The sequence below is a fragment of the Acinetobacter sp. YH12068_T genome (assembly GCF_024606005.1).
Taxonomy (GTDB): domain Bacteria; phylum Pseudomonadota; class Gammaproteobacteria; order Pseudomonadales; family Moraxellaceae; genus Acinetobacter; species Acinetobacter amyesii.
The window spans coordinates 558,430-584,509 of the sequence record NZ_CP094555.1 but is presented as its reverse complement, the minus strand read 5'-3'; the positions used below and the strand labels follow the sequence as shown (position 1 = coordinate 584,509).

Here is a 26,080-nt window from a genome sequence, read left to right as displayed (position 1 = left end):
GCTTCCTTTTAATATTTCATCTGTTTGGGAAATGTCAATTTGCAACGCAAACCGCCCAATGGAGAATGATCAAAACTCAACTCTCCACCCAATGCTCTAGCTATTTTTACGGATAACGCCAATCCTAATCCTGTACCACCAGTTGCACGCGTACGTGAATCATCCACACGATAGAAACGCTCACCTAAACGTGCCAACTGTTCATCAGTTAAACCAAATGGGCTGTCATCAACATACACGGTCCACTGGGTTTCATCTTGCTCAGTATGAACATGCACTTCACCACCAGCTTCCGTATAACGAATACTGTTACCCAATAAGTTGACCATAATCTGTTTAAAACGGTCTATATCTAATTGTAATGAAGTCCCTTCGCCCATTGCGGTAATTTTCAAATCTGCTTGCTCAAACTTCGGCTTAAAGCTTTCAACCTCTTGGATCACTACATCCCACGGATTAATCGTAGTGAGATAACAATTTAATTGCTGTGCATCAGCTTGCGCCAAATCAGCCAAATCTTTGGTCAATTTTTTCAGACTACTGACTTGATTCAACATCGAAGTAAAATGCTCTGGCGTTGGTTTGCGGATGCCATCTTGCATCGCCTCAATTTGAGCCTGTAACACGGCCAATGGCGTTTTCAATTCATGTGAAGTATCAGCCACCCATTGACGACGTGACGTTTCATGCTGATCGAGAATTACGGCCAACTGATTCAATTCATTCGATAAATCACCAAGCTCATCATTACGGTTCACTGCAACTTGATGTTGATAATTGCCCTTGGTTAATTCACGTGTTCCCATTAACAAACGCTGAATCGGTTTTTTAAAGTATGTTGCCAATAACAATGCTGCAATCAAACTTGCAATAAACGTAAGCGCATAAACCAATAATAAATAACGTTTTTGCTTACTAAAGAAGTTAATACTGATCGCATCATCTTGATCGAGGACAGGTTTGAGCCCCAAATATCCCACGATTTGATTATTCACCATAATCGGACGATAAGAGATTTGTTCATCTGTCGGCTCACCCACAACAAATTGGCGATGTGCATCATATAAAGATAAACGCGAACTCAAGCCCAAGCGGTCAGGCATTTGGATAAATTGTTTCTTACCACCATTATTACTGTTACTTTGTGAGGATTGATCTGCATCTTTTTCATCTGTGTTCGACTCTTTTGGACGGAATACATTTTGGTTCGTACTTAAAGGAAATTTTAAACCTTCAAAGGGTTGGAACTCAGATGGTAAGTTTTGTTCCAGCCATTTCAGCTCTTCAATTTTTTGCTCTGCCGTATGCTGTGGTGTTGCCAGCATCGATGCTGCATTTAAACTATGATCTTGGAAATAGCGCTGCTGCAATGCAATGTCATATTGACGACGTAACCACCACCGAGAGAGACGATCATAGTCATCTGGCGCTGCCTGCCCTTCAATTTGCAGAATCTGTGCCTGAATCGCATTGCCCCAATCATGATAGACCGTATACACATCGGCTAAATTTTCAATGACATGGTCAAGCTTTTGCATCTCGACATCGGCCACATATTTGGTGAAATTACGCTGCATATTCCAATGCAAAACGCCAAGACTTACCGTTGTGATGACGAGCGTCGTCAACAGCACAGTCAGAAACAAGCGTAGGGCAATCGGGATACGACGTATTTTCAAACGAGAACTCTCATTTTTCTTCTATATTCATTATTGTAGCGAACACGCAACTAAAAAACTCTCCATTGTTTCTACATCTTTATTATTTAATCTTTAACCATCGGAAAAAGATCTAATCTGGTGGGGTAAAGACTATGAAACTAATGACCAAAATGGCTTTAATCGGTGCAAGCGTACTGAGCATGGGTGCATTAACTGCCTGTCAATCGACAACCGCACCAAAAGATAACGATCATGGCCGTATGATGAAACAACATCATGGTGATCAAGATCGTCGTATGTCACCTGAGCAACGTGAACATTTTAAACAAATGCGTGCCGAGCAACGTCAAGTGTTTGCTGATATGCAAAAAGCCTGCGATGGTAAGGCTACAGGTTCAACAGTTCAAGTAAAAGCTGGCGATAAAAATATTGATGGTACATGTACCATGGTGTTCAAAGCAGATCGTCAAGACATGAAAAAAGCACATGGTGAACACAAACCAATGCGCGGTGAACATCGTCCAATGCGTGGCGACATGCGTGGTCAGATGCAACGCGGTGAGCCACTGACTGATGCAAAACGTACAGAACTGACTAAACAGTTTGATCAGCGTTTAGCGGAACGCCAAGCCAAACAACAAGCGATTATGAAAGCATGCCAAGGCAAAACCGATGGCAGCGCGGTTGCGATTAAAGTTGGCGAACAGCAGATCAATGGTAAATGTGAAGTTCGCTTCCAACCTAAAGCCCCTGTTGCCCCAACGCCAGCACCAGTAAAATAATCCAAACTTAGATCGCGATATCATTGCGTAAAAAAGGCACTCCCATGAGTGCCTTTTTTATTGGACATATCTTTTTACGCTTTTTGACTATTTGTGTCATTCATTTTCATCTAAAAGCGTTTACACTCAATGTACTTAGCTTTTTCAAGGGATATTTCTTTGACTTTACAGTCACCAACAAATCACCCTGAAATGCTTGTACCCAATAAGAAGATGTTGCACGATTAGAACCATTCCAATACGTGTCATTGAAGACACGTTCAAATGTTATTTAGGATTACTAACGCTGGTAGAAACCAGTATTGAGGAAAACGATATGCCACAATACAAAGCGCCCTTACGTGATATGCAATTTGTTCTGCATGAACTTTTAAAAGCAGAAGATCACTACGCACAACTGCCTGCATTTTCTGACACCGTAAGTCGTGAGTTGGTTGACCAATATCTAGAAGCTGCTGCTGACTTCTGTGAAAATGAACTGTCTCCTCTTAACCAAGTCGGCGACCGTGAAGGTTGTACTTGGAATGATGGCGTTGTAACAACACCAACTGGTTTTAAAGAAGCGTATCAAAAATATATCGAACTCGGTTTCCCATCTTTATCTGCTGAAGAACAATACGGCGGTCAAGGCTTACCGGTTTCTTTAGGCAACATCATTTCAGAAATGGTGGGTACTTCGAACTGGGCATGGGGTATGTACCCTGGTCTATCTCATGGTGCTGTCCGTACATTAGAACATCACGGTTCTCAAGAGCAAAAAGACACTTACCTTCCTAAACTTGTTTCAGGTGAATGGACCGGTACGATGTGCTTAACAGAATCTCATGCAGGTTCTGACTTAGGTATTATCCGTTCTAAAGCTGAACCACAAGCAGACGGTAGCTACGCAATCTCTGGCGAGAAAATCTTTATCTCTGCTGGTGAACACGACATGGCTGAAAACATCATCCATATCGTCCTTGCTCGTCTTCCAGGTGCACCAAAAGGCACGAAAGGTATTTCATTATTCATCGTACCTAAATTCAATGTAAATGCTGATGGCTCAATTGGTGAGCGCAATGCTGTACGTTGTGGTTCGATTGAACACAAAATGGGTATCCATGGTAACGCGACTTGTGTCATCAACTTTGATAACGCAAAAGGCTTCTTGATTGGCCCTGAAAACCGCGGTCTAAACTGCATGTTCACATTCATGAACACGGCACGTATCGGTACTGCTGTACAAGGTCTTTCAGCTTCTGAAGGCGCTTTCCAAGGTGCACTTGCTTACGCAAAAGACCGTTTGGCAATGCGTTCACTTTCAGGCCCTAAAGCACCTGAAAAAGAAGCAGATCCAATTATCGTGCACCCTGCAGTACGCAACATGCTGCTTACGCAAAAATCATTTGCTGAAGCTGGTCGTGCTCTGGTTTACTTATTGTCTTTCCATGCCGATATCGTGGAACAAGGTGCAACGGAAGAAGAACGTAAATTCTCTGACAACATCTTGTCTCTACTAACCCCAATTGCTAAAGCATTCTTGACTGAAACAGGTTCTGAATCTGCAAAACACGGTGTTCAAGTATTTGGTGGCCACGGCTTCATTTCTGAACATGGTATGGAACAAATCGTACGTGATACACGTATCTCTTGCTTGTACGAAGGTACGACTGAAATTCAAGCAATTGACTTGTTAGGTCGTAAAGTATTGGGTACTCAAGGTGCAATGTTGAAAGACTTCACCAAGATCATCCATAAATTTGTTGAAGCTAACAAAGACAACGCTGCCATGAAAGAATTTGTTGAGCCGCTTGCTGCGCTAAACAAAGAATGGGGCGACTTAACCATGCAGATTGGTATGAAAGCAATGCAAAACCCTGAAGAAGTGGGTGCTGCTGCAGTCGATTACCTCTACTTCTCTGGTTATGTAACGCTTGCTTATTTATGGGCTCGCATGGCGCTAGTTGCACAAGAAACTTTAGCTGCAGGAACAACAGATGTTGATTTCTACAATGCGAAAGTAACGACTGCTCGCTTCTACTTCAAGAAAATCTTACCGCGCGTTCGCTCTCATGTAGAAGTGATCGCAGGTGGCCTAGATCCTCTTATGGCATTGGATGCAGAACACTTTGCATTCTAATGTGAATATCTAAAACATATTCAAAAAATTGTACTCTTGAGTGCAGAAATAGAGAAAGGACGGTCATAGCATTGGCAGTCCTTTTTCTTTATAAATAGTCCCATAATTTTACTTTGGTCAATTTTCTCCACGCTTTGTGTCGATATAAATTGCCCCAAGTCCATAGATTCAAACAATAAACAGGTGAACGAACATGCCAATTTATAATGCGCCGCTTGCAGATATGAAATTCATCTTAAATGATGTTTTTAAAGCAGAACAATTCTGGCAAAACAACGAAAATCTTGCTCACGTTGATGCTGCAACTGCAGAAGCCATTCTTGAAGAAATGGCAAAATTTGCGCAAAACGTCACTCATCCTTTAAACCGCACAGGTGATGAAGAAGGCGCAACCTATAGCAATGGCAATGTCACGACTCCTGCTGGTTTCAAAGAAGCATTTAAACAATATGCAGAAGGCGGCTGGATTGGTCTAGGCGCAGATGAAGAATGGGGCGGTCAAGGCATGCCAAAAATGCTGACTGTTCTGTCTGACGAAATGCTGTTTGCAACCAACCCATCATTCATGCTCTACCCGCTTCTTTCTGTAGGTGCAGGCATGGCATTAAACAGCTATGCATCACAAGAGCAAAAAGAAACTTATTTGCCAAAAATGTATACAGGCGAATGGTCAGGCACGATGTGCTTAACTGAACCGCATGCAGGTACAGATTTAGGTATTATCAAAACTAAAGCTGAACGTAATGAAGACGGTACTTATAACATTACTGGTACGAAAATCTTCATCACTGGCGGTGACCACGACCTTTCTGAAAATATCATCCACTTAGTTTTAGCGAAAACGCCTGATGCGCCTGCGGGCTCACGCGGAATTTCACTATTCATCGTACCTAAATTCTTGGTGAATGCAGATGGTTCATTGGGAGAGCGTAATGCTGTAGGCCCTGGTTCTATTGAACATAAAATGGGGATCAAAGCGTCTGCAACATGTGTGATGAACTTTGATGGCGCGAAAGGCTACCTGGTTGGTAAAGAAAATGAAGGCCTTGCAGCGATGTTCGTCATGATGAACTACGAACGTCTGTCTATGGGTATTCAAGGCCTAGGTGCTTCTGAATTTGCTTATCAAAATGCAGCGCAATATGCGACTGATCGTTTACAAGGCCGTAGCGCTTCTGGCGTTCAATCGCCTGCAAAACCTGCAGACAGCATCTTAGTTCATGGTGATGTACGTCGTATGTTGCTGAACGCACGTGCCAACAATGAAGCGTCTCGTGCATTTGCGGTTTATGTTGGTCAACAACTGGACATTACCAAGTTCTCTACTGACCCAGAAGCAGTCAAAGCAGCCAATAACCGTGTTGCGCTGTTAACACCTATTGCGAAAGCGTATTTAACAGATACAGCTTTCCAAGCAACGCTAGATGCCCAAATGGTCTTCGGTGGTCACGGCTTTATTCGTGAATGGGGTATGGAACAATGTATCCGTGACCTGCGTATTGCACAGATTTACGAAGGGACCAACGGTGTTCAATCGCAAGACTTAATTGGTCGTAAAACCATTAAGTGCAATGGTGAATTCATTGCTGAATATATCCAAGAAATTCGTGATTTTGCCAATAACTTAGATGCCAGCTTGAACTACATCAAAGATGCAACATTAGATGCAGCAGCTGAAGTTGAAGCGGTGACTCAATATGTACTTGAAGCTGCTCGTGAAAACATTGAGTTCCCGAACTCAGCAGCAGTTGATTACCTACATGCTGTAGGCTTACTCAGCTTTGCCTATATGTTTGCCCGCATTGCAGATGCAGCAAAAGACAAAGATGGCGAGTTCTACCAAAACAAACTTGCACTGACTCTTTACTTCACGCAGCGTATTTTACCTGAATTGGCATTACGCATTGCTAAAGTAAAAGCAGGTTCTGAAGTGATCATGAACTTCTCTGAAGATTACTTTACCAACCAAGCTTAATTAGTCGTACAAAATCAAAAATGCCCGATTTATCGGGCATTTTTTTATTTTACTGCTCTTATTACATAAACACTGAGTGCAACTTTTTCAAAAAATCATAAGCATACTTACTTATTCACAATCTCCTAATTCCATTCGATATGTAAAACAAGGATGGAACTGATCGTCTAGCATTGGAAATTTCGCCCAATGCGTTTTATCTTTATCTAATTTAAATCCGGCCTTATTTAAGACATTTTGTGATGCTAGATGTTCCTCAGCACAAAACGATGAAACAACCTTCGTGACATGATTCTGCTTTAAATACTTAATTACCTCAATTAAGGCCTCAGTCATATAACCACAACCATGAAAATTCACCCCTAACCCAAAATGTATTTCTCCATGGTTTTCTTGATTGAAGAAATACAGTAAGCCCATCGCTAACTGCGTATTCTTATCACTAATCACCCATGCAAAATCAGGATTATTTATCGACCAATAATAATCTGCCCACTTTTCTAAAACACTCTTGGTCTGTTGAATCGTTAAATGTGGTAACCGCTGCAGATAACGAGTTGCTTGTATATTCGAAAAATATGTATCAAATAATGAAATTTCATCTCCTAACTGATATTTTCTCAGGCATAAACGTTCAGTTTCAATCCTATTGGGCATGATTATTTAGCCTGTTATTTCATGGGATAAAATTTTTTGATCGACTCAACCATTTCAGCATTCGACATTTCCAAAGCTTTTGCCACATTCATTGCATCTACAACGCTGCGATTTTGACTCACTTTAAACTTACCCAAAATTGAGTCTATTTCGATTTCAATCGCTATAATTTTTTCCAGTTGTTCCGCGATAAAATCATGAGGCGCATCGCCCATTTTCCATGGCACAGGTTGGCTAGCTTCATGTTGTCGAGTCAGCCGAGCCAAAACTCCTCGTAAATATTTTTCATCGTCAACTTTACGTATCTTGCCTTTGACATGTACCACGCGGTAATTCCATGTCGGTACAACGCGATGATGCTCCTGTTTTCCCTCATACCAGCTTGGCGAAATATATGCATCATCGGCATGAAAAATCACATAGGCTTGCGCTGACTGATTTAGCAATTCAAACATTGGATTAGCCTTGGCAATATGACCGCGCAATATGCCCAATTCGCCTGACTCAGCGTCATATTCTAGTGGTAAATGATTCACTTCCAACTCACCATTGGGTGCAGTCAGTATTACTGTCGCCAAAGCATACTTACGCATAAGATCAATCAGATCAGGGAGTTCATCATGTTTAAAATGCGTTGGTTGATACATCGTCGCTTCATTCTTATAGGACAAAATTTAAGCTCAAACTTAACATTAAAACCTTTATTGAACCTAAAAAATATTTTTGTCATATGCGCTTCATGTGCATGAAATTTGCTTGGTATTTAATGACTTGTTCTTCATTGAATATTCACGCAATTTACACAGGAGGAATATATATGACACATCGTGATCCCAAAGTAGAAAAAATCGAAGCCCTCCTCGACCGACTTGGCAATATTGCTGTAGAAGGTTTTCATTATCTTGCGCTGTTTGTCATCGGCTGTATGATTTTATGGTCTGCGGGTCATACCATTTTTGAAATTATTACGGTTAAACAATTCGCCACGATTGACGATATTTTATTATTGTTTATTTACCTTGAACTCGGTGCCATGGTCGGTATTTATTTTAAAACCAACCACATGCCAGTACGCTTCCTGATTTATATTGCCATTACTGCCCTGACCCGTTTACTGATTTCGGACATTCAACATGACCATAAAGCAGATATGGGCTTGGTCATTACTACAGGTTCGATCCTCATTCTTGCTGTGGCCATTTTGATTGTGCGCTATGCCTCTTGGACTTACCCTTCGGTTATTCGAGACAAGCATTCCGAAAAGCCACTGCCTGAAGGAAAAACCCCTCGCCCACAAGATGATGAATTGGCTTAAACACTAAATCGTTCCCTCTCCTTTTAGGAGATGAGTAGCACTGCTACGCAAGGGAGAGGTTATAAACCTTATCGATTAGGCACCAGCACATAGCGACCATTTTCAAAGATCCAGTACATGCCACTTGGGGGTGCAGGTAAACCTAAACGCTGCCAATCACTGATAAACGTATAGGTCGAACTCGAAATACTCGCGCTGGCAGGATCACCATTCACCCAACTATAGCTCTGCGAATTTTGAGTAATGGTGGTCGGCGCATTGTATTGAATACTAATACCACTTTGTGGATACTGCGGATAAGGTCGATTTGGATATTGCTGATAAACCGGCGGGCGACTTGAATAATGAGGATAATGTTGAGGATAATTCGGCGCATGCTGCGGATAGCCAGGCCGATTCATCGACGGTGGGCGGTGTTGTGGTTTTGATGTATCCACACCTTGGTAGTTTGCCCATTTGTTTTCCGCAAAAGTACTGGCTGAAGCACTGATCAGCATCACACCTGCAATCGCATAGAATAATGTGGTTTTCACTTAAGCTCTCCTCGACGGTTTATACGCTCAGTATAAATTCCATTGTAGGAGAAAAAATGAATAAAAATCCATCAAGTGCAAGAATTTGTTAATTTTCCGACCAAGCTGATCGCACCTTCAGGCTAGCCTGTTTTTCATTGGATTATGCTAAGATTGATTTTATTTCGTAGTGGATCAAACGCTGTGTCTGAATTAAGTTTTGACCGACTTCATCAATTTTTTTCTAAAGTTCCAAGTATTCAAGAACAACTGATTGACTCGTACGGAACCGATGGTAAAACTGCTTGGTGGTTTAAATTTCAAATTAATGTAGATCACCCTTTAGCATGGCAAACTGTTCAAGAATTGGGCCATGTATTGAACTATATTTCTAAAAATGAACGCTTACCGACTCAATTTTTACCGGTTTCTCCGCCACCATATATGAATGGCGAAGCAAAACAATTCTTGTCTTGGGTGATTCAATGTAACCACGCCGATTTTCCACCAGATGTCATCTGTGACTGGTTAGAAGCTCGTTTGCCACAACCAGTAGATGATGCCGATAAATGGAAAATCAAAACCGATATTAAAGAATTGGATCAAATGACAGATAAAGATTTAGATCAAATCGTTCCGCCGAATCCTGTACCGAAGAATTAAAACTGATTTAGTTCCTCCTAACCTCCCTTTAAAAAAGGGAGGAAAGCCCCTCTTTAAAAAAGAGGGATTTGGGAGATTAAGACAATTCTAAAAAGTAGATATTCCGCTCCATTCCATAAAGCGATACAACACATATTTCAAGGTCGATTCATCCGCATATTTACTATAATCGACACTCATTTGTTTACCATCCAGATTTGACCAAGCGGTATTAAAGTACTGTGATGCATCTTTAAAAACTTGAACATCTTTCACACCGATCACGCGTAAATCAGTTTCTAAATTATAATTTTTCAAGTTACGTGCCGTAAAATTGGCAGAACCTAAAATCATATCGGCTTGATAAGCAGTACGTTTTAAAATCATCTTGCTATGGCACTGCTCACCTTGGGTATTACACCAACGTACATCAATACCCGCCTCATGTAATTCGGATGCTACAGGTCGATTTGGAATGCCATTTTTGGTACGTCCAAAAGCATCCTTATTCGGATCGAGTAATACACGAACTTTCACGCCACGTTCATGTGCAGCAATGAGTGCTTTGATAATTTTACGTTCTGACAAGTAGAACATCGCGATATCAATTTCAGTTCCAGCTTTCTTCGCACTATCAATTAAGTCGAGTGTGGCATCATAAATGGCTTTTTCAGTCAGCACTTGAACCTGTGGCTGAGTTTTCGCGGCTTCAACATCTTTAATCACTACAAATGGAATATTAGCTTTAGACATCATGCCTACGGCTTGCTCGGTCTTTAGCAGATCAATCGCGGTCATGCCTTTGACGGTTAAGGCCACATTAGAATGTCGTGAGCTACCATCATGTGGATTCATAGAGGTGACCAAACCTTTCCAACCGTCAACGGTATCGACCACCAAGGTTTTTCGGTGATTCGCTTTAAAGTTAAACAGATCCATATAACTACGAATCGTCACTTTATCGGTTCCCAATGGGTTCGGTAACCAGCCTTGTTCAGGATTATTGCCAATATCTTGACAGCAGATATACCAAAAGCCTGACCATGCAGGATTGGAAGCACGAAGCGGTACCAAATTGGTTTCCATCAACTCAATGCCCCCTTGTCGTAATTGACGATAATGCTCGGGTTGAATGCCGCCATAGACCGAATTGACGGGGTCAGTAATCACAAAAATTTCCACTTGAGGAGATAGTCGACGCTTCAAAATCAGCGCATCGGTCAACTCCTGTGTTAATTGTTCATGTTTTAATTGAGAGTCACCAACTTGCGGATTAAAGAGAAACATATCCAACACAATGGTCGACTGTGCTTCCTCAATCATTTTCAGCATTTCTTTAAAAATGCGATGTTCCTGTTGCTGCTTTCCTTGCGCATCGATATAGGTTTCATCCACTAAAAAGTTCACTTCAGCATGGCGAAGTTTTCCCGTGTAGTTCAACCCTTCTGGGAGTGGCTTTAGCGTGTGATAAGTTGCCGATGCCAAATAACCTAAAACCAATAAACCAATGACCACGCCCACATAGCGACGACGTGACCAATTGAGCTTGTGATGTATTCGTTGAATGATGCGCATAAGAAAAAACCTAGTCTAATGCGCTCAGACTAGGTTTTATTCATTGATTTTTCAAGAGGATTACTGTGACTTTACCTAGACTTACTTAGAAAAGTCTGTGCAAATTCAATTAGAATCCAATTTCAAGACCAACTGTAAAATTACGACCGACTTGTGGAATATTGGCAAGGAATGACGTGTGAGAATAAACATCTTCATCCAATAAATTATTGGCTTTGAAATAGACTCGATAATCATTTTGATCTTTCAATTGACCACTATAGGCCACACCCAAATTCACCATATTGTAGCCATCTGTTTCACGCTCAAATGCAGTGATTTTGTCTTGTTTGAATACATGTGAATATTCTGCAAGACCTGACCAACCATCGGCAAAGTCAACATCGACCTTAGTTCCTAAGCGCCCTGCAGGCACACGTGGCGCATTTTCACCATCAATTTTGCCGCGAACATAATCACCAAAGACACTGAGTTTATACATGTCATTTACTGCATAACCCACTTGAGCTTCCGCACCATAGAACTTGGCTTTGTCTTGGGTGTAATCAACTAAGCGGAAGTTTTCAAAATTATCTTTGGTTGCAGCATAAATATAGTTATCGTACCAGTTGTGATACACATGTACATGGTAGTCCAATTGGTCTTTTTCATAATGGAAACCTAATTCTAGATTATTAGATTTTTCAACATCTAGATTTTCATTTCCGCGTTCATAGGTATTGGTCGCAAAATGCTTACCATCTGCATAGAGCTCTTGCGCCAATGGCAAACGCTCTTGATGAGAACCCACCAAGGATAATTTATAATTGGGTGCAAACGCCCAGTTCACAGCACCTGAGTAGGAAATACCATAATCGTCATAATCTTTTTGTGCAGAATCGATCTGAATTTTCTGCTGATCGACACGTGCGCCCAGCTCGACATGGAAATCACCAAATTGTTTATGCTCTAAACCAAACACACTCCATTTTTGGGTTTTATTTGGGTTCATCAATGATTCTTCACCACTGATATTGAGCTTTTGCTGATTGTATTGTGCGCCAATCACACCTTCCCAATCCGCAATCGGGTTATGCACTAACTCTAAACGACCATCGTAACCTTTACTTTTAAAGGTCGTTGCCGCTGTATCACCTTCAATTTCATCATGTTGATAATCGGTATAACTTGCATGTGCACGGATTTTTTGGAAGCCCGCAAACGGATTCGCAAGTTCGGTACGGAAATCATAGCGTTCTGACTTTAAATCAACCCATGGGCCTGCGGCATCATGATCGTGATCATGCTCGTCATGGGCAGAATGGTCATGCTCATCGCTGTGATCATGATTATCATGCCCGTCACAATGCAAATGATCATCATGTGGATGACAGCTTTCATATTCATGACTATGCCCCGGCAGGCCATATTGGTCTTGTCGGTTGCTATAAGACAGTCCAGCAAAACCACGATCATGAATCCATGACGCACCTACACTGACATTTTGCCCTTCTGCAAAAGTATTACCGACTCGGCGTTCTTTTTCTAATTCACCATCATGATCATGAAAATAACTGGGTGCAATATAGTCATTGGCTTTACGCTTTGATCCCTCAACTCGCAGTGCAAAATTTTCTCCTAGCGCAGCAGTGATACCTGCACTCGCTAATTTTTCGTCACTACCTGAGTTATAACGTAGCCCAACCTGCCCCTCTAAACCATTTTCAGGCATCTGCGTTGGAATTTTTTGATCCGTCACATTGACCAAACCGCCAACTGTGCCTGCCGCGTATAACAGTGTTGATGGCCCACGGATGACTTCAATTTGTTTTGCCAAAATTGGATCAACCGTAACCGCATGATCAGGGGATAAAGTTGAAACATCTGCTGTTTCAGATGCATGCTCCAAAACTTTGACACGTGGCCCATCTTGCCCACGTATTACAGGTCGACTTGAGCCTGCACCAAACTGATTTGAATATACACCCGGCTGTCCGGCTAACGCATCACCAATAGTGACTCCACCTTGTGCCAAATCTTTATGCTTAATAATATTATCTGCAACCGCAAAATCTGCTGCACTTTGATTTAAAGGATGAACCTGAACATTAATCGCCTCTAAAGTTTGTACCTGTTGTTGCTGATCATCAGCATAAATATTGGGTGCAATCACTGCAAAAATTGAGATTGTGATTAAATTCTTATGAAAGGACATTTGGAGAGACTCAAATCTGGCTAATTTTGAATAATGTTATAATATAACATTTCATTACTTTTGCAATAAAAAACAATTGAACATCTTCAAATCAGTTACACTGCGCTATACATAACCTTGTATTTATTGATAAATTTATTCGAATTCAATGCCTTTTACCATATCCCATGCTGTACTCGCACCGCCTATTTCCAAGTTAAGCGGAAATCGCCTGCCTATTGCAGCACTCGCAATTGGTAGCATGGTGCCAGATTTATTCCGTTTATTTACTAATGCTGACTATGCAGGTTCACATCAATGGTCGGGGTTAATTGTTCCAAACTTAATCCTTGGTTTGCTGTTTTGTGTGCTGTGGTATGTGCTCTATCGCCCGATGTTATTTGCTTTTTTTGGTTTAAATAAGCCGCTGAATCTACAGAATTTCAATCAATGCTGTGGGTTTATGCTCAGTCTCATCCTCGCACTCATCATTGGAACTTCGACGCATATTGTTTGGGATGGCTTGACCCATGTTGACTTTCGTACCTTTGCATTTAAGGATCTATTGAGTCTACCGATTCAATTTTTCGGTCATTCATATCCCTTACATCGTGTGTTGCAAATTGGATTATCTGGATTGGCTCTCCCCGTTTTAGCATGGATGATTTATCGTCATCATCTTTACTATCGAAGTACTGTAAACGTCCCCACAACCATCAAAGTCTATGTATATGGTTTAGCGGCCCTGTCTTTAGCTGCGGGAATCGCTAGTTATTTTTATTTTGCTGACAGTATTTATTCAGATGCATTTGTGCATGACCTGTATGCCTATGTCGGCAAGGCTATTAATTATTTTTTCCGTGCATTTTTAGCCACGTTTAGCCTCGGTAGTCTGATATTTCTGATCTTAAGCAAGAGCACTAACATTTTTTCTACGTCATCGGCTTAAGCCCTTCATTGACCGAAAATTTGCTGTAAATTTGGCTGTTTTAGCAATAAGTCCTTGTGACAAAACAGCCAAAAAGAGGCATAATCCCCTATTCGAATAAAAGCGGTACGCTGTTTACGTATTCGCTGACCTTAACCCATATAGTTGGATTTCTAACGCTATGATGCGAACTCATTACTGCGGTTCTTTAACCGAAGCTCAAATTGACCAAACCGTTACATTATGCGGTTGGGTTCACCGTCGCCGTGACCACGGTGGTGTAATCTTCCTTGACATGCGTGACCGTGATGGTCTTGTTCAAGTGGTTATTGACCCAGATACTCCTGAAGCATTCGCAACTGCGGACAAAGCACGTTCAGAATTCGTATTAAAAATTACAGGCCGTGTACGTCGTCGTTACGCAGGTACTGAAAACGCGAATATGACTAGCGGTCAAATCGAAGTTCTTGGTAAAGAAATCGAAGTGCTTGCTGGTTCAGAAACTCCGCCATTCCCATTGAATGACGACAACACAAATATTTCTGAAGAAGTACGTTTGAAATATCGTTTCTTGGATATCCGTCGTCCAGAAATGTTAGATCGTCTTCGTTTCCGTTCTAAATTGACTAACCTAATTCGTAACTACTTCGAAGAAAATGGTTTCTTAGACGTGGAAACACCGATTTTGACTCGTGCGACTCCTGAAGGTGCGCGTGACTATTTAGTACCAAGTCGTGTTTCTAACGGTAGCTTCTACGCACTTCCACAATCTCCACAATTGTTCAAACAGTTGTTGATGGTGGGTGGTATTGATCGTTACTACCAAATCGCGAAATGTTTCCGTGATGAAGACTTACGTGCTGACCGTCAGCCTGAATTCACACAAATCGACGTTGAAACATCGTTCATGAGTGACGATGACATCATGGATTTAATGGAACGTTTAACGGTTAAGATGTTCAAAGAACTTCTAAACGTTGAATTCGACAAATTCCCTCGCATGACTTATGCAGACGCAATGCGTGACTATGCATCTGATAAACCTGACTTACGTATTCCTTTGAAACTTGTTGATGTTGCAGACATGATGCAAGACGTTGAGTTCAAAGTATTCGCAGGTCCTGCAAAAGATCCTAAAGGCCGTATTGTTGCGCTTCGCGTACCAGGTGCTGGCGCGCTTCCACGTAGCCAAATTGACGAATACACTAAATTCGTTGGCATTTATGGCGCGAAAGGCTTGGCTTACATCAAAGTCAACGAACTTGAAAAAGGTATTGAAGGTCTTCAATCTCCAATCGTTAAATTTATCGAGCCAATCGTGCTTGATCTATTGAAACGCGTTGGTGCTGAAAATGGCGACATCGTATTCTTTGGTGCGGACAAAGCGAAAATCGTAAATGATGCGATGGGTGCTTTACGTATTAAAGTCGGTCACGACATGAAACTTGCAACTTGCGAGTGGGCGCCACTTTGGGTTGTTGACTTCCCAATGTTCGAAGAAACTGATGACGGTAAATGGACGTCTGTTCATCACCCATTCACGCTGCCAAAATCAAGCGTTGAAGAAGTGAAGAACAACCCAGGTGCTGCACTTTCTGTTGCTTACGATATGGTATTGAACGGTACTGAAATCGGTGGTGGTTCATTACGTATCTTCAACCTAGAAATGCAAAAAGCGATCTTTGAAGCGCTTGGTATTTCTGAAGAAGAAGCAGAAGAGAAATTCAGCTTCTTGCTTAACGCCTTGAAATTCGGTGCGCCTCCTCACGGTGGTTTAGCATTCGGTCTTGACCGTTTAGTGATGTTGATGACTGGTGCATCTTCTATCCGTGACGTGATTGCATTCCCGAAAACTAAGACTGCGGAATGTCCTTTAACTCAAGCGCCTGCGCCAGTTGAAGCGAACCAATTACGTGACTTAGGTATTCGCTTACGTGAAAAACCAAAAGCTGAAGAATCTAAATAATCTTACATTTTAAGATTTAGATTTTAAGTTTCAAAAAAACCCTGCGCTATGCAGGGTTTTTTATGTCAACCTACAAAAGGTGGTAGAAAACCTACAAAACATAAATTAAAGATTTGATGTACTTTGCTAATATCAAAACGCTTCAAGTACGTTATGATGATGCACCACTTCGTTTGAGCAATGGACAGCTCAATTTTCCACTTCCAATTATTTTGTTTTTAGATTCAGATCTTTTTGTACTTTTCACTGAATAAGTCCGGTCTCTTGGCAAAATTTATTTTATTCCATGCTGTCAATTTTGAGACCTTGTGATTCATGTACTTTATATTCAAAATCATCGCGCTATTGCCACTTTGGCTGTTACAAAACTTGGCCTTGATGATCGCGTTTATTCTTGACCTGTTTAACTCATCAATCAAACGTATCACTAGCATCAACATTCAACTGGCCTACCCAGATTTGTCAGAGACTGCGCAGAGACAGCTCGTCAGTCAAAGTATCCGCAGCCAATGCCTGACCTATATTGAATTTATTAAATGTTGGGGGATGCCGCCGAGTTATAGCCTGAGCTTATTGAAAAACATTTATGGTGAAAATATCCTCACGGAAGCACTTGCGAATAAAAAAGGTGTCATTGTTGTGGTTCCGCATTTTGGCTGCTGGGAACTACTCAATGCATGGCTAAATTTGTATACAGAACCGATGATTATGTATAAACCAAATAAAAATAAAGGGATTAATCGGTATCTATTAGAAGCACGAACGAAGTTTAATGCAACCTTAGTCCCGACAGATGAAACAGGGATCCGTGCTATTTTTAAACATTTGAAACAAGGTGGCCTAACGGTGATTTTACCAGACCATTTACCAAAGCCTTCAGGCGGCATATATTCCAATTTTTTTGGGCAAAATACTTTATCGATCACGCTAGTTTCAAAGCTTGCTGCAAAAACCCAATGTAATGTCATCGGCTTAAGTTGTATCCGACAACCCAACTTAAGGCACTTTGATGTGCATTGCCAAACCTTAGCAGAAGCGATTTCCTCTAAAGATTTACAATCATCTGTCGACGCGCTGAACATCGCGATGCAAGACATCATTAACCAAGCACCAGAACAGTATATCTGGTCTTATAAACGCTTTCGGGTCTGCTTTGGCAATATCAATATGTACCGCAAATAAAGGTGATCTAAGAACATCTCAACCTTTAGAGTTGTGTTCCACAGGCTTGAATTAATCTTATTGAATTGAGATCGATTATCGACAGTGGCATAATAGCCTCAATTTCCACTTTAAGTGATTCTCCTATGGCTATGCGTCCTGAAGTCCGTCGTCGTGCAATCGTGTTGATTGTTTTTTCTGTCGTACAATGGTTGTTCATGCGCTACATTTTAGCCAATGAATTATTCAACTTAACCACCTATAACCGCATTGTTCTATTCTGTGTCAGCAGCCTTGCAGGTGCATTATTAATTTTTGTCGGTTTGATTTATATGGTGTTGAAAGGTAATGCGGAAAAGGAATAATCCTCTTCCACTTTTATCTCAGATAAAATTATAAAGACTGTTAAATATCAGTCTTTATATTCATAAAGGAAAACTATTTTTTAAATCATTTAAAGAAATATTCATTTTCCCCAAACTTCCAGTATTCGCTTGTAGTCGAATAAAAGCCTGATCAAGATGCTCATAACTCACATCTATGGGTAGAATTTTTTCTCCATTTTCAAAAATCGAAAAAAAGTCATAAAACTTAAATTTATCACCGACCAATTGGTCCTCAGAAAACCGCAACCATTTCCATGGAACTTCATAGGCTTGGGCAATGATTAATCCATGCAAGGAACTTGATAAACAAACATCAGCACTCGCAATTTCATCAATCACTTTTTCTGGTGACTGCATTACATCCACGACATGTATATCATCACAACCTGCCAATTTATTCTTAACTTCCTGATAATGTATATGATGTGGGCAAATTGCGATTTTTATATCCAATGAATGTGGTTGATAATAATCTGAAATAAGCAAAGCTGGATCACCGTAAACATTAGGCACTTTCCAGTTCAATTTATTTTGAATTTCTTGTTGAGTTAGCGTTCCTCTCACCGCATGTATTTGGGGAATAAAAGAGCTTTTTAAACGCTTTAATATCTTCTTTTGTTCCAAAGGAGCAATAAGCCCACTCCCCCAAATATCAACAACTCCTTGATCTTCCGTGATATGGCCCAAAATAGAGCCTACACTAAATAAACTCTCATTAACGCGTTGGTCTCTAGTATTAATTACAACACGATCAGTCATTAAGCCAATTAACCATGGGCCAATCCAATCGCCAAAGTTTTGATTAACATCCCACCAATATGCAAATATAGGTGGTTTAGCATTGATCAATCCATCTTTATTAATTGTTAAACATGCCTGATTTTCAAATCCTAAAGGCTTTTTTTTCCGAGAAAAAATACTCATTCTTTATACTACATCACGGTTTCACATCAAGGATAACAAAACAATAAATTTGAATAAATATCTAATATAATAAAGATTATATACTTTTATCCGAGTTTACTATGTCTTTATTTCGACGTCTTGCAAAAAAATACTATAAATCCCAAGAAAAAAAGAGAGATAAAGAGTTTAGGTCGCGTTGGTATCTTCGCTTCGGTAAATTAGAATCCAGTTTTGAAGCCAGTCTCATTCCGTCATTACATGAAATTTATGCGCCTGAGGGACATGTCTACGCTGATCCATTTATCGTAGAAGAAAATGGACATACTTATATTTTTATTGAAGAAGTGGCACCAGATCATCCTGTTGGTTTTTTGTCAGTAATGGAAGTATTTGAAGATGGTACATACACTGAACCCAAAGCTATTATTCAGTGCTCTTATCACCTTTCTTATCCTTGTATATTCAAACATGAAGATATTTGGTACATGATTCCTGAAAGTGCAGCCAACCAAAGTATCGAGTTATGGAAATGTACAAATTTTCCATATTCTTGGGAATTTGATCGTACATTAATAAGTCATATAAATGCTGCAGATACTACACCGTATTATCAAAATGGAATGTGGTATCTATTTACCGCGATTAAAAATCAAAAATCAAAAAAATATGGTAATGAACTCCATATTTTTTACAGTGAGAATCTACTGAGTAGTGATTGGCAACCACATCCTCAAAACCCAGTTAAAAAAGGCATTGTGCAATATCGCCCAGGTGGTCACTTGAGCATGATCAACAATAAATTAGTCCGCCCATCACAGGACTCTCTGAAACGCTATGGTGGCAGCTTAGACCTCAATGAAGTTACAAAACTTTCTCCAGAACACTACGAAGAGAAATTTTGGATGAAATTAGATAGTGAGTGGCACCCGAATGATAATGGCTGTCATACCTTTAATATTTTTAACCAACATATTGTGATAGACGCAATTCGTGAAACCCCTAAAAAACTTTAACTTAATTTTGATACAAATTTTCAGTTTGCTGCAACATTGATTCAAATTTTAGGTTTTGCTCTGCTTTTATAAATGCTGCTTCGAATAGAGGGAGCATTTCAGCTCTAGGTTTTAATTCCCTCGATATCAAGTTCGCCATCTGTTCACTCGAATTCGGTTCACAGATAAACTGCCCATCAATAAAGTCAGGCACCATCCCAACATCAGTCGATAGAGTTGGTACGTGACTCAATAGAGCTTCAGCCAAAGTAATAGGACCACCTTCTTTTAAAGAAGAAATTACGAAGCAATCTACCTGAGCAAGTAAATCAGAAATATCTGACCGAAAACCCAATAGTTTTACACGATCATTTAAGTTAAGTTGGTCGATCTGAGTTTTCAGCGATTGGTACTGAGTCCCATCCCCTACAATCCATAATTCAGCATTGATATTTTTCCAAGCATCAATCAGGATATGAAAGCCTTTCACTGTTTCCAATCTACCAATCGCCAAGGCAATGGTAGGCTGATTTTCACATTTCACTTTATTATTAATTTGATTAATATCTTGATCTACACCATTCCAAATCACATGAACTGATTTTGAAATCGGAAATTTTGCTTTAATTTTCCCACTCACAGCAATGATGTCATCAAACGCCATGAATGGTTTTAAATTACTTTTCATCCCATGTACGGTGACAATCTTTTTACAAGAAAACTGCTTTAACCACGGTGCTAAAATACTTGCTGCTTTACTTGCCTGAACATGTAAAACGTCTGGTTGAAGTTGCTTTATTTGTTTAACTAACGCATAAATGAGAAACGGATTCCAGCGACTTCTAGAAAAATCAAATGGATGTAGTGTGATATGACCACTTAGTTTTTGTTGATAGGAACGATCTGCAATTAAATGAACTTCATGACTTTGCGCCAAGCCACGACATAAATCTAATGTATGTTTTTCCAACCCCCCCATACCACCATTCGTTGCCATGACTTGTAAAATTTTCATGATTACTCCGACTTCATATTTTTTTGTATCAACTGCTTGAGACGCTCTGCACGGCGACGAAGTTTTTTATGCATTAAGAAATCAGACCAATAAGACCATGGAATAATCTCCTTACTCTTTAATGTTGATTTAACATCAATACATTTTAATCTAAGTCCACCTCGATGATGTTGAACAACTAAATTACCCGAGTTTAAATCAAATAGTGGAATATTATGTTGAATTAGCCAATCCGTTAACTGATCAATCGAGTGACATACAGCCTCTATATTCAATGGTATTTGATGCTTGAGATAATGATGAAGACTAAGCGATACCTCACCTTGCTCATCCCGAATTAACTCACAACTAAGAATAAGTTGTGCATGAACAACTTCTAACTTCAAACAAGAGGCAATAAATTGATGTAATTCATGCTCATCAATACGTCTTTTTAAACGCTGATATGCACTCCATTCAATGTAATTTTCATTAAACCGATAAAAATGAGCGCTTAAAAAGCGTTGGATTTTTTGGCGAAAATTCTTAATTTGACGTTGTTCTGGAGGTAAATCTATTTTTAAACACACCTGAGGATCGGAAGGTGAAATCACGCAATAACGATTTGCTCCCGCCCCCAAATACTCTGCTGACTCTAACTTAGCAACTGAAAACATGATCCTTCCATTCATAGTCTTCGGTATAAGGCTGTGAGAAAATAGTCTCTAACATGAACTTTGTGACACGTTTTGAACTATAGCTAGAATGCGTTCTGTTCCAACCAGCTTCAGCAATCACTTTTGCTTCCTCGGGATGATTCACATAATATTGAACCTTATTTGCTAAATCATCAACATCACTAAAATACACCACTTCTTTATCTGAAAATAACGTCTCAAATCCAGGAATATGAGGTGTGAAGGTCAATAACCCATTACCTGTCAGTTGTGTAATACGATCTGATGTATATAAATCTAATGAATTCGCACGTGAATAGTTTAAGCCCATACGGGATTGACTTAAAACTTTAAAATATTCCGCACCAAAAACTTTTGGATCTTCATCAAAACCGCAATAACGTGTAGGAATATGTTTAATTTTTTGTTGCAAACTACGAATAAATTGAGTACGTTCCACATCAGAAGATGAACCACAAAAGACCAATTCATTCACAAATTCATTTTTTTCAAAATTTTTTAGACTATCAACAGCATCCAGACTCATATTTGGCATATAAGCCACTTTATTGCCATTTCCTAAAGTCTTTAATAACTCACCACTTGTAGTGACAAAAATACAATCTAAATAAGGCGACCATTCTTTAATAAAATTCGCTTTCTTATCTACGCAAATCCAATCAACATACCAAAATGCTACTTTCGTTTTGGGATATTGTGCTTTAACTTGTTTTAACGTTTCCGTACTCAATAATGATGAATGGCCTATTAGGATTAAATCTGGTTCAAAATTTTTTACAACTTTTAATACTTCTTGATTTGCCCATTTTTTACCAACTTTTTTAGTGCGCCAAATGGTGCCATAATAAGCCATATCATGAAAAGAGAAGTCATAAACATGATGACCATTTAAAATCAAACCTGCCGAAATTTTTCTGTCTGTATTATAAAATTCAGCCCCAGATTTTTTAAAAGCAAAATTATTGATATGTAATATTTTCATAAGTTAACTCTGCAATCATATTTTAACATAATTAAAATTTCTTTCTTAATCTTACCTGGGTAATTCAATTATAAATAACCTCTAACAACAAATTAAAAGTGATTTATCAATTCTGCTAAGACTTACAAATAAAACAAAAAAAATCAATTCATTTTTATTTTTTGCTGTAAATCATTGCGCTTCGCTTTCATTTAATTTTTTATATGGCACATAATCATCCCAATCAAAAACGGTGACATTTTGATTGTCTTCGATATTCACCAACGATTTTTTAGGATCTAATAAAGGTGTTTTCACCCCCAATAAATCTGCATAAATATGCATATAATCGTAGGCACTCACAGTCTTGTTATAGTGGTTTTTGGCCTGTGCATCGCTACGTAATACAAAAAATGGAACCTGATAATTATCTTTAAATTCATTATCTACATGATATGAATCTTCATCTACGGTCATACCATGATCAGAAAAATACGTTACAGTGAAACTACGCTGATCAGCCTTTAAAGACTTATAAATCTGCTCTATAAAGTGATCCAACTTATTGATCGAAGATAAATAACAATTAATGGTTTCAGACTTATTCGCATACATACGTGGTGCCTTAAACAGACGTTCACAAGCATCCGGATGTGAGCCCATCATATGAATAAAAATTACATTTTTTTGATTGGCATATTTCTTTAACTGAGCCTGTAAGATTTCGACCATTTTGTCATCGTCGATATTACTCGACATATAGTTACCACTTTTCAGGAAGAACTGATGATCGGCATGAATGGCAATCTTAGAAATCGCCGTATCATTTTTCCCCATAAACCCCTGATTTGAAATCCACATGGTGTTATAGCCAGCTTGTTTTGCAAGCGTCACCACATTTTTTGCAATTTGAGGTTCACGGTTTTGATCGACCAAAGTCAGCGTTCGAGTCAGACTGGTTACCGTATTTGGTGCTGTCGCGATGTAATGATCTACAACATCTAGTGGCATCTGATTTAAAAAAGGCGTGGTATCGTCTTTCGCACCGTAGAGTGATAAATGGTCTCGCTGAACACTCTCACCAATGATAATCACTTGATTATCATAGCTAGTATTCACCTGCTGAATTTCCCAATCGACATCTTGCACATTATCTTCAAGGAGCTTGGCCTCTTCTTGTTTATATTTAACTGTCGCCAGTGCAGTTTGAACACCAAATACACTGACGCCGTTTGCAATAAAGATAAGTGCCAAAATCAGCTTGCGATAATTTCCCTGACGGGTTGGATTAAAAAATAAAATATAAAAACAGAGACTTAAAAAAATAATAAAGGCAAAGAGAATATATTTTGGATCGACTACAGATAAAAATTCAAAGGCTTCATTGGTATTACTTTGAAACATCGATGCCACGATACCCAAAGACATGTGTCCTTGTAAGAACCCCGTCCCACTTGCAATATACAGGCTAATGACAAAAAACAGCGCAAGGAAAATGTACTTAAAAATACGACTATGTAGTTGTTTTACTGCAATGAAAAAAAACGTACTTGAAAGAACCAAAACAATGAATAAAGGAGCATCTTTGATTTCAGATAAATAGTCCCAAAAACCTAAGCCAACACAAAACCCGATTGAAAGCAAAAACGGAAACAAATAGGTTTTTAGCATTGACCTGACAACCCTGTAATATTATTCAAACATTTCCAAGATAAACTGAAATGTTGGTAGAAATTTTTCGTCGGGTATTATCTATACTTTAGGGACCGAGTACAATCTTTTTAGCGATACGGTCAGTTTCTTTAAATTCGGTAGCGAGTTTCAAATCAGTTAAAGTGGTCTGTAACGACACCAAGCCTTGTTTTAAAATTTCATCTACCGACTTGGTAATCCGGTCTTCCTTCAGCCGATCCACTTCAATCACCCCGACTTTACAACCCGCGGTGAGAGCCTCGTAAATCATTGAAACACTATCTTCAGTCACCCAAACTGCTTCAGCTTTTTGCATTTCTTCAAAAATCCAACCTTGCGGCGTATCCTCAACAGGGAAAATCTGTACTTTTTCAATATTTTTCAACTGCGTTAGTTCTGCTAAAAATGCTTTTGGTGTGCGCCGTGAAGTGGTCAAAATGATTTCTGAATTTGGATTCTGCTCGACTATCTGTTCAATTGCATGAAGTACTTTAGCTGCATTCCACTGATGGCGTTTTGACGAGCCACCCAAAGCGATCAGGATTCGACCATGCTGATGCCGCTCCTCATTCACAATAGGATTTAACGCACCCTGTGTGGTCAGTACTTTATTTGATGCCTGAATACCATCGTGCTGTGGAATTACTGCATAATCAAAGCATGCAAACGGCAAGCTTGGCTTCATTAAAATAATAGTTTTGGCTTTGTTATACACTTTGCCTAACAGCCATACTCGAAAATGTGTATGGCTGCCGACGCCAAAAATATAAGTTGGCTCGTGTTCTACGGCATGAAGCTGATGGCTAAATAGCGCAGAAATAAGTGTCACTATAGGCAAATCATCAATTGAAATTTCTTGAAATGTGACTGCTTCCTGAGATTGGCGCTGCATGGCTTTAAATAAACCCAAAGCTTGTGAGCGATGTCCTGCTTTACCATCACTGACATAAACAATATGCATAGTCACTTTCCCAAAAATTCAATGTCTTCAAGCCAATAAAAAAGGCGAAACTTAGTTTCGCCTTTTCATCTTAACCGATCAGCTTATTTTACGTAAGTTAACCAGTGCGCATATTTAGGGTCTTTACCCTGAACCGCATTAAAGAATGCAGTTTGGATTTGCTCAGTGATTGGACCACGACAACCTTCACCAATTTGACGGTCATCATATTCACGGATTGGCGTCACTTCAGCAGCAGTACCTGTGAAGAATGCTTCATCAGCGATATAGAATTCGTCACGTGTAATACGACGTTCAACCACTTCAAAACCAAGGTCTTTCGCAATCGTAATAATGGTTTGACGGGTAATACCATCAAGTGCACCACCCGCGATGTCAGGAGTATGAATCACGCCATCACGAACTAAGAATACGTTTTCGCCTGAACCTTGACATACATAACCTTGTGGGTCGAGTAACATTGCTTCGTCATAGCCAGCATGTGCCACTTCTTGGTGTGCAAGAATTGACAAAGTATAGTTACCAGATGCTTTTGCTTTACACATGGTCACGTTTGGATGATGGTGCGTAAATGAAGACGTTTTAACACGGATACCCTTCGCCATCGCTTCATCACCAAGGTAAGCACCCCAGCTCCATGCAGCAACAACGGCATGAATTGTATTGTCAGTTGCTGCAATACCTAATTTTTCTGAACCAATAAAAATAATTGGGCGTAGGTAGCAAGAAGCCAATTTATTTTCACGAACCACATCAATTTGAGCTTGTTCTAATGCTGCATGATCAAATGGGACTTTCATTTGATAAATTTTTGCAGAATTTAATAAACGCTTAGTGTGTTCTTTTAAACGGAAAATAGCCGTTCCATTCGGAGTTTCATAAGCACGGACGCCTTCAAACACACCCATGCTGTAATGCAATGTATGTGTTAATACGTGAGTTTTCGCCTCACGCCAGTCAACCAATTGTCCATCTTGCCAAATAAAACCATCACGATCAGCCAAGTTCATGGCACACACTCCAA

At 39.7% G+C, this 26,080-nt stretch carries 23 protein-coding genes; 10 read left to right on the top strand and 13 right to left on the bottom strand.

Going from position 1 to position 26,080, the window contains the following annotated elements; all coding sequences use genetic code 11:
• Positions 1–8: 8 nt before the first annotated feature.
• Positions 9–1,679: a sensor histidine kinase efflux regulator BaeS gene (baeS, locus tag MST18_RS02870; RefSeq protein ID WP_180133573.1), complete on the bottom strand. Its 1,671-nt coding sequence runs from the start codon at positions 1,677–1,679 to the stop codon at positions 9–11.
• Positions 1,680–1,813: 134 nt separating this feature from the next.
• Between baeS and MST18_RS02865 the strand changes: the two genes are divergently transcribed.
• The 3 genes from MST18_RS02865 to MST18_RS02855 all read left to right on the top strand — a co-directional run bounded on the left by MST18_RS02865 (position 1,814) and on the right by MST18_RS02855 (position 6,537).
• Complete coding sequence (locus tag MST18_RS02865) at positions 1,814–2,443, top strand: hypothetical protein (protein ID WP_180133574.1); 630 nt, start codon at positions 1,814–1,816, stop codon at positions 2,441–2,443.
• Between the two features lie 316 nt (positions 2,444–2,759).
• Complete coding sequence (locus MST18_RS02860; protein WP_078194152.1) at positions 2,760–4,562, top strand: acyl-CoA dehydrogenase C-terminal domain-containing protein; 1,803 nt, start codon at positions 2,760–2,762, stop codon at positions 4,560–4,562.
• Positions 4,563–4,755: 193 nt separating this feature from the next.
• Positions 4,756–6,537 carry an acyl-CoA dehydrogenase C-terminal domain-containing protein gene (locus MST18_RS02855; protein ID WP_078194153.1) on the top strand — a complete coding sequence of 594 codons (1,782 nt, stop codon included), beginning with the start codon at positions 4,756–4,758 and terminating at the stop codon, positions 6,535–6,537.
• Between the two features lie 111 nt (positions 6,538–6,648).
• Here MST18_RS02855 and MST18_RS02850 read toward each other — a convergent pair whose 3' ends face one another.
• Positions 6,649–7,194, bottom strand: coding sequence for a GNAT family N-acetyltransferase (locus tag MST18_RS02850; protein WP_180133575.1), 546 nt, complete (start codon positions 7,192–7,194; stop codon positions 6,649–6,651).
• A 14-nt stretch (positions 7,195–7,208) separates the two neighbouring features.
• Positions 7,209–7,841: an FMN-binding negative transcriptional regulator gene (locus tag MST18_RS02845; RefSeq protein WP_180133608.1), complete on the bottom strand. Its 633-nt coding sequence runs from the start codon at positions 7,839–7,841 to the stop codon at positions 7,209–7,211.
• A gap of 170 nt (positions 7,842–8,011) precedes the next feature.
• Between MST18_RS02845 and MST18_RS02840 the strand changes: the two genes are divergently transcribed.
• Entirely contained in the window at positions 8,012–8,509 is a 498-nt protein-coding gene (locus MST18_RS02840; protein ID WP_078194156.1) for a phosphate-starvation-inducible protein PsiE, read from the top strand.
• Between the two features lie 68 nt (positions 8,510–8,577).
• Here MST18_RS02840 and MST18_RS02835 read toward each other — a convergent pair whose 3' ends face one another.
• The gene (locus tag MST18_RS02835; RefSeq protein ID WP_373686675.1) at positions 8,578–9,042 is read right to left on the bottom strand and encodes an RcnB family protein; all 465 of its coding nucleotides are present in this window, start codon (positions 9,040–9,042) and stop codon (positions 8,578–8,580) included.
• A gap of 183 nt (positions 9,043–9,225) precedes the next feature.
• On the opposite strand from MST18_RS02835, the gene MST18_RS02830 reads away from it, so the two are divergent.
• Positions 9,226–9,684, top strand: coding sequence for a hypothetical protein (locus tag MST18_RS02830; protein ID WP_078194213.1), 459 nt, complete (start codon positions 9,226–9,228; stop codon positions 9,682–9,684).
• Positions 9,685–9,771: 87 nt separating this feature from the next.
• Here the strand turns inward: MST18_RS02830 and MST18_RS02825 are convergent, their stop codons facing one another.
• Complete coding sequence (locus MST18_RS02825) at positions 9,772–11,238, bottom strand: phospholipase D family protein (protein WP_180133576.1); 1,467 nt, start codon at positions 11,236–11,238, stop codon at positions 9,772–9,774.
• 109 nt (positions 11,239–11,347) lie between these two features.
• Positions 11,348–13,432 (bottom strand): zinc piracy TonB-dependent receptor ZnuD, encoded by a 2,085-nt coding sequence (gene znuD, locus MST18_RS02820; RefSeq protein WP_180133577.1) that lies wholly within the window; start codon positions 13,430–13,432, stop codon positions 11,348–11,350.
• A gap of 148 nt (positions 13,433–13,580) precedes the next feature.
• On the opposite strand from znuD, the gene MST18_RS02815 reads away from it, so the two are divergent.
• The 4 genes from MST18_RS02815 to MST18_RS02800 all read left to right on the top strand — a co-directional run bounded on the left by MST18_RS02815 (position 13,581) and on the right by MST18_RS02800 (position 17,831).
• Complete coding sequence (locus tag MST18_RS02815; protein ID WP_180133578.1) at positions 13,581–14,360, top strand: DUF4184 family protein; 780 nt, start codon at positions 13,581–13,583, stop codon at positions 14,358–14,360.
• A 160-nt stretch (positions 14,361–14,520) separates the two neighbouring features.
• Positions 14,521–16,305, top strand: a complete 1,785-nt coding sequence (gene aspS / locus MST18_RS02810; RefSeq protein WP_180108150.1) for an aspartate--tRNA ligase — start codon at positions 14,521–14,523, stop codon at positions 16,303–16,305.
• Positions 16,306–16,620: 315 nt separating this feature from the next.
• Entirely contained in the window at positions 16,621–17,487 is an 867-nt protein-coding gene (locus MST18_RS02805; RefSeq protein WP_180133579.1) for a lysophospholipid acyltransferase family protein, read from the top strand.
• Positions 17,488–17,612: 125 nt separating this feature from the next.
• Positions 17,613–17,831, top strand: a complete 219-nt coding sequence (locus tag MST18_RS02800; RefSeq protein ID WP_168378747.1) for a hypothetical protein — start codon at positions 17,613–17,615, stop codon at positions 17,829–17,831.
• A 60-nt stretch (positions 17,832–17,891) separates the two neighbouring features.
• On the opposite strand, the gene MST18_RS02795 is transcribed toward MST18_RS02800, so the two are convergent.
• Positions 17,892–18,776, bottom strand: a complete 885-nt coding sequence (locus MST18_RS02795) for a polysaccharide pyruvyl transferase family protein (protein ID WP_180133580.1) — start codon at positions 18,774–18,776, stop codon at positions 17,892–17,894.
• Between the two features lie 101 nt (positions 18,777–18,877).
• On the opposite strand from MST18_RS02795, the gene MST18_RS02790 reads away from it, so the two are divergent.
• A complete protein-coding gene (locus MST18_RS02790; protein WP_168378745.1) occupies positions 18,878–19,771 on the top strand; it encodes a hypothetical protein in 894 nt (297 codons plus the stop codon).
• 1 nt (position 19,772) lies between these two features.
• Here the strand turns inward: MST18_RS02790 and MST18_RS02785 are convergent, their stop codons facing one another.
• The 6 genes from MST18_RS02785 to MST18_RS02760 all read right to left on the bottom strand — a co-directional run bounded on the left by MST18_RS02785 (position 19,773) and on the right by MST18_RS02760 (position 26,066).
• Complete coding sequence (locus MST18_RS02785) at positions 19,773–20,765, bottom strand: glycosyltransferase (protein ID WP_180133581.1); 993 nt, start codon at positions 20,763–20,765, stop codon at positions 19,773–19,775.
• 2 nt (positions 20,766–20,767) lie between these two features.
• A complete protein-coding gene (locus MST18_RS02780; RefSeq protein WP_168378743.1) occupies positions 20,768–21,421 on the bottom strand; it encodes a YrbL family protein in 654 nt (217 codons plus the stop codon).
• Positions 21,405–22,424 carry a glycosyltransferase gene (locus MST18_RS02775; RefSeq protein WP_168378742.1) on the bottom strand — a complete coding sequence of 340 codons (1,020 nt, stop codon included), beginning with the start codon at positions 22,422–22,424 and terminating at the stop codon, positions 21,405–21,407. Before MST18_RS02775 ends, MST18_RS02780 begins: the two co-directional genes overlap by 17 nt.
• A gap of 171 nt (positions 22,425–22,595) precedes the next feature.
• Positions 22,596–24,074, bottom strand: coding sequence for a phosphoethanolamine transferase (locus MST18_RS02770; protein ID WP_180133582.1), 1,479 nt, complete (start codon positions 24,072–24,074; stop codon positions 22,596–22,598).
• Between the two features lie 88 nt (positions 24,075–24,162).
• The gene (locus tag MST18_RS02765) at positions 24,163–25,056 is read right to left on the bottom strand and encodes a mitochondrial fission ELM1 family protein (RefSeq protein ID WP_180133583.1); all 894 of its coding nucleotides are present in this window, start codon (positions 25,054–25,056) and stop codon (positions 24,163–24,165) included.
• 83 nt (positions 25,057–25,139) lie between these two features.
• Complete coding sequence (locus MST18_RS02760) at positions 25,140–26,066, bottom strand: branched-chain amino acid transaminase (protein ID WP_078191262.1); 927 nt, start codon at positions 26,064–26,066, stop codon at positions 25,140–25,142.
• Positions 26,067–26,080 lie beyond the last annotated feature (14 nt).

What these genes read in the sequence shown, in the direction of transcription:
- MST18_RS02760 (WP_078191262.1), bottom strand. Translation starts at nt 26,066, where the DNA reads ATGAACTTGGCTGATCGTGATGGTTTTATTTGGCAAGATGGACAATTG.
- MST18_RS02795 (WP_180133580.1), bottom strand. Translation starts at nt 18,776, where the DNA reads ATGAGTATTTTTTCTCGGAAAAAAAAGCCTTTAGGATTTGAAAATCAG.
- znuD (WP_180133577.1), bottom strand. Translation starts at nt 13,432, where the DNA reads ATGTCCTTTCATAAGAATTTAATCACAATCTCAATTTTTGCAGTGATT.
- MST18_RS02805 (WP_180133579.1), top strand. Translation starts at nt 16,621, where the DNA reads ATGTACTTTATATTCAAAATCATCGCGCTATTGCCACTTTGGCTGTTA.
- MST18_RS02800 (WP_168378747.1), top strand. Translation starts at nt 17,613, where the DNA reads ATGGCTATGCGTCCTGAAGTCCGTCGTCGTGCAATCGTGTTGATTGTT.
- MST18_RS02855 (WP_078194153.1), top strand. Translation starts at nt 4,756, where the DNA reads ATGCCAATTTATAATGCGCCGCTTGCAGATATGAAATTCATCTTAAAT.
- MST18_RS02840 (WP_078194156.1), top strand. Translation starts at nt 8,012, where the DNA reads ATGACACATCGTGATCCCAAAGTAGAAAAAATCGAAGCCCTCCTCGAC.
- MST18_RS02790 (WP_168378745.1), top strand. Translation starts at nt 18,878, where the DNA reads ATGTCTTTATTTCGACGTCTTGCAAAAAAATACTATAAATCCCAAGAA.
- MST18_RS02780 (WP_168378743.1), bottom strand. Translation starts at nt 21,421, where the DNA reads ATGTTTTCAGTTGCTAAGTTAGAGTCAGCAGAGTATTTGGGGGCGGGA.
- aspS (WP_180108150.1), top strand. Translation starts at nt 14,521, where the DNA reads ATGATGCGAACTCATTACTGCGGTTCTTTAACCGAAGCTCAAATTGAC.
- MST18_RS02770 (WP_180133582.1), bottom strand. Translation starts at nt 24,074, where the DNA reads ATGCTAAAAACCTATTTGTTTCCGTTTTTGCTTTCAATCGGGTTTTGT.
- MST18_RS02765 (WP_180133583.1), bottom strand. Translation starts at nt 25,056, where the DNA reads ATGCATATTGTTTATGTCAGTGATGGTAAAGCAGGACATCGCTCACAA.
- MST18_RS02850 (WP_180133575.1), bottom strand. Translation starts at nt 7,194, where the DNA reads ATGCCCAATAGGATTGAAACTGAACGTTTATGCCTGAGAAAATATCAG.
- MST18_RS02865 (WP_180133574.1), top strand. Translation starts at nt 1,814, where the DNA reads ATGAAACTAATGACCAAAATGGCTTTAATCGGTGCAAGCGTACTGAGC.
- MST18_RS02815 (WP_180133578.1), top strand. Translation starts at nt 13,581, where the DNA reads ATGCCTTTTACCATATCCCATGCTGTACTCGCACCGCCTATTTCCAAG.
- MST18_RS02785 (WP_180133581.1), bottom strand. Translation starts at nt 20,765, where the DNA reads ATGAAAATTTTACAAGTCATGGCAACGAATGGTGGTATGGGGGGGTTG.
- MST18_RS02860 (WP_078194152.1), top strand. Translation starts at nt 2,760, where the DNA reads ATGCCACAATACAAAGCGCCCTTACGTGATATGCAATTTGTTCTGCAT.
- MST18_RS02845 (WP_180133608.1), bottom strand. Translation starts at nt 7,841, where the DNA reads ATGTATCAACCAACGCATTTTAAACATGATGAACTCCCTGATCTGATT.
- MST18_RS02825 (WP_180133576.1), bottom strand. Translation starts at nt 11,238, where the DNA reads ATGCGCATCATTCAACGAATACATCACAAGCTCAATTGGTCACGTCGT.
- MST18_RS02775 (WP_168378742.1), bottom strand. Translation starts at nt 22,424, where the DNA reads ATGAAAATATTACATATCAATAATTTTGCTTTTAAAAAATCTGGGGCT.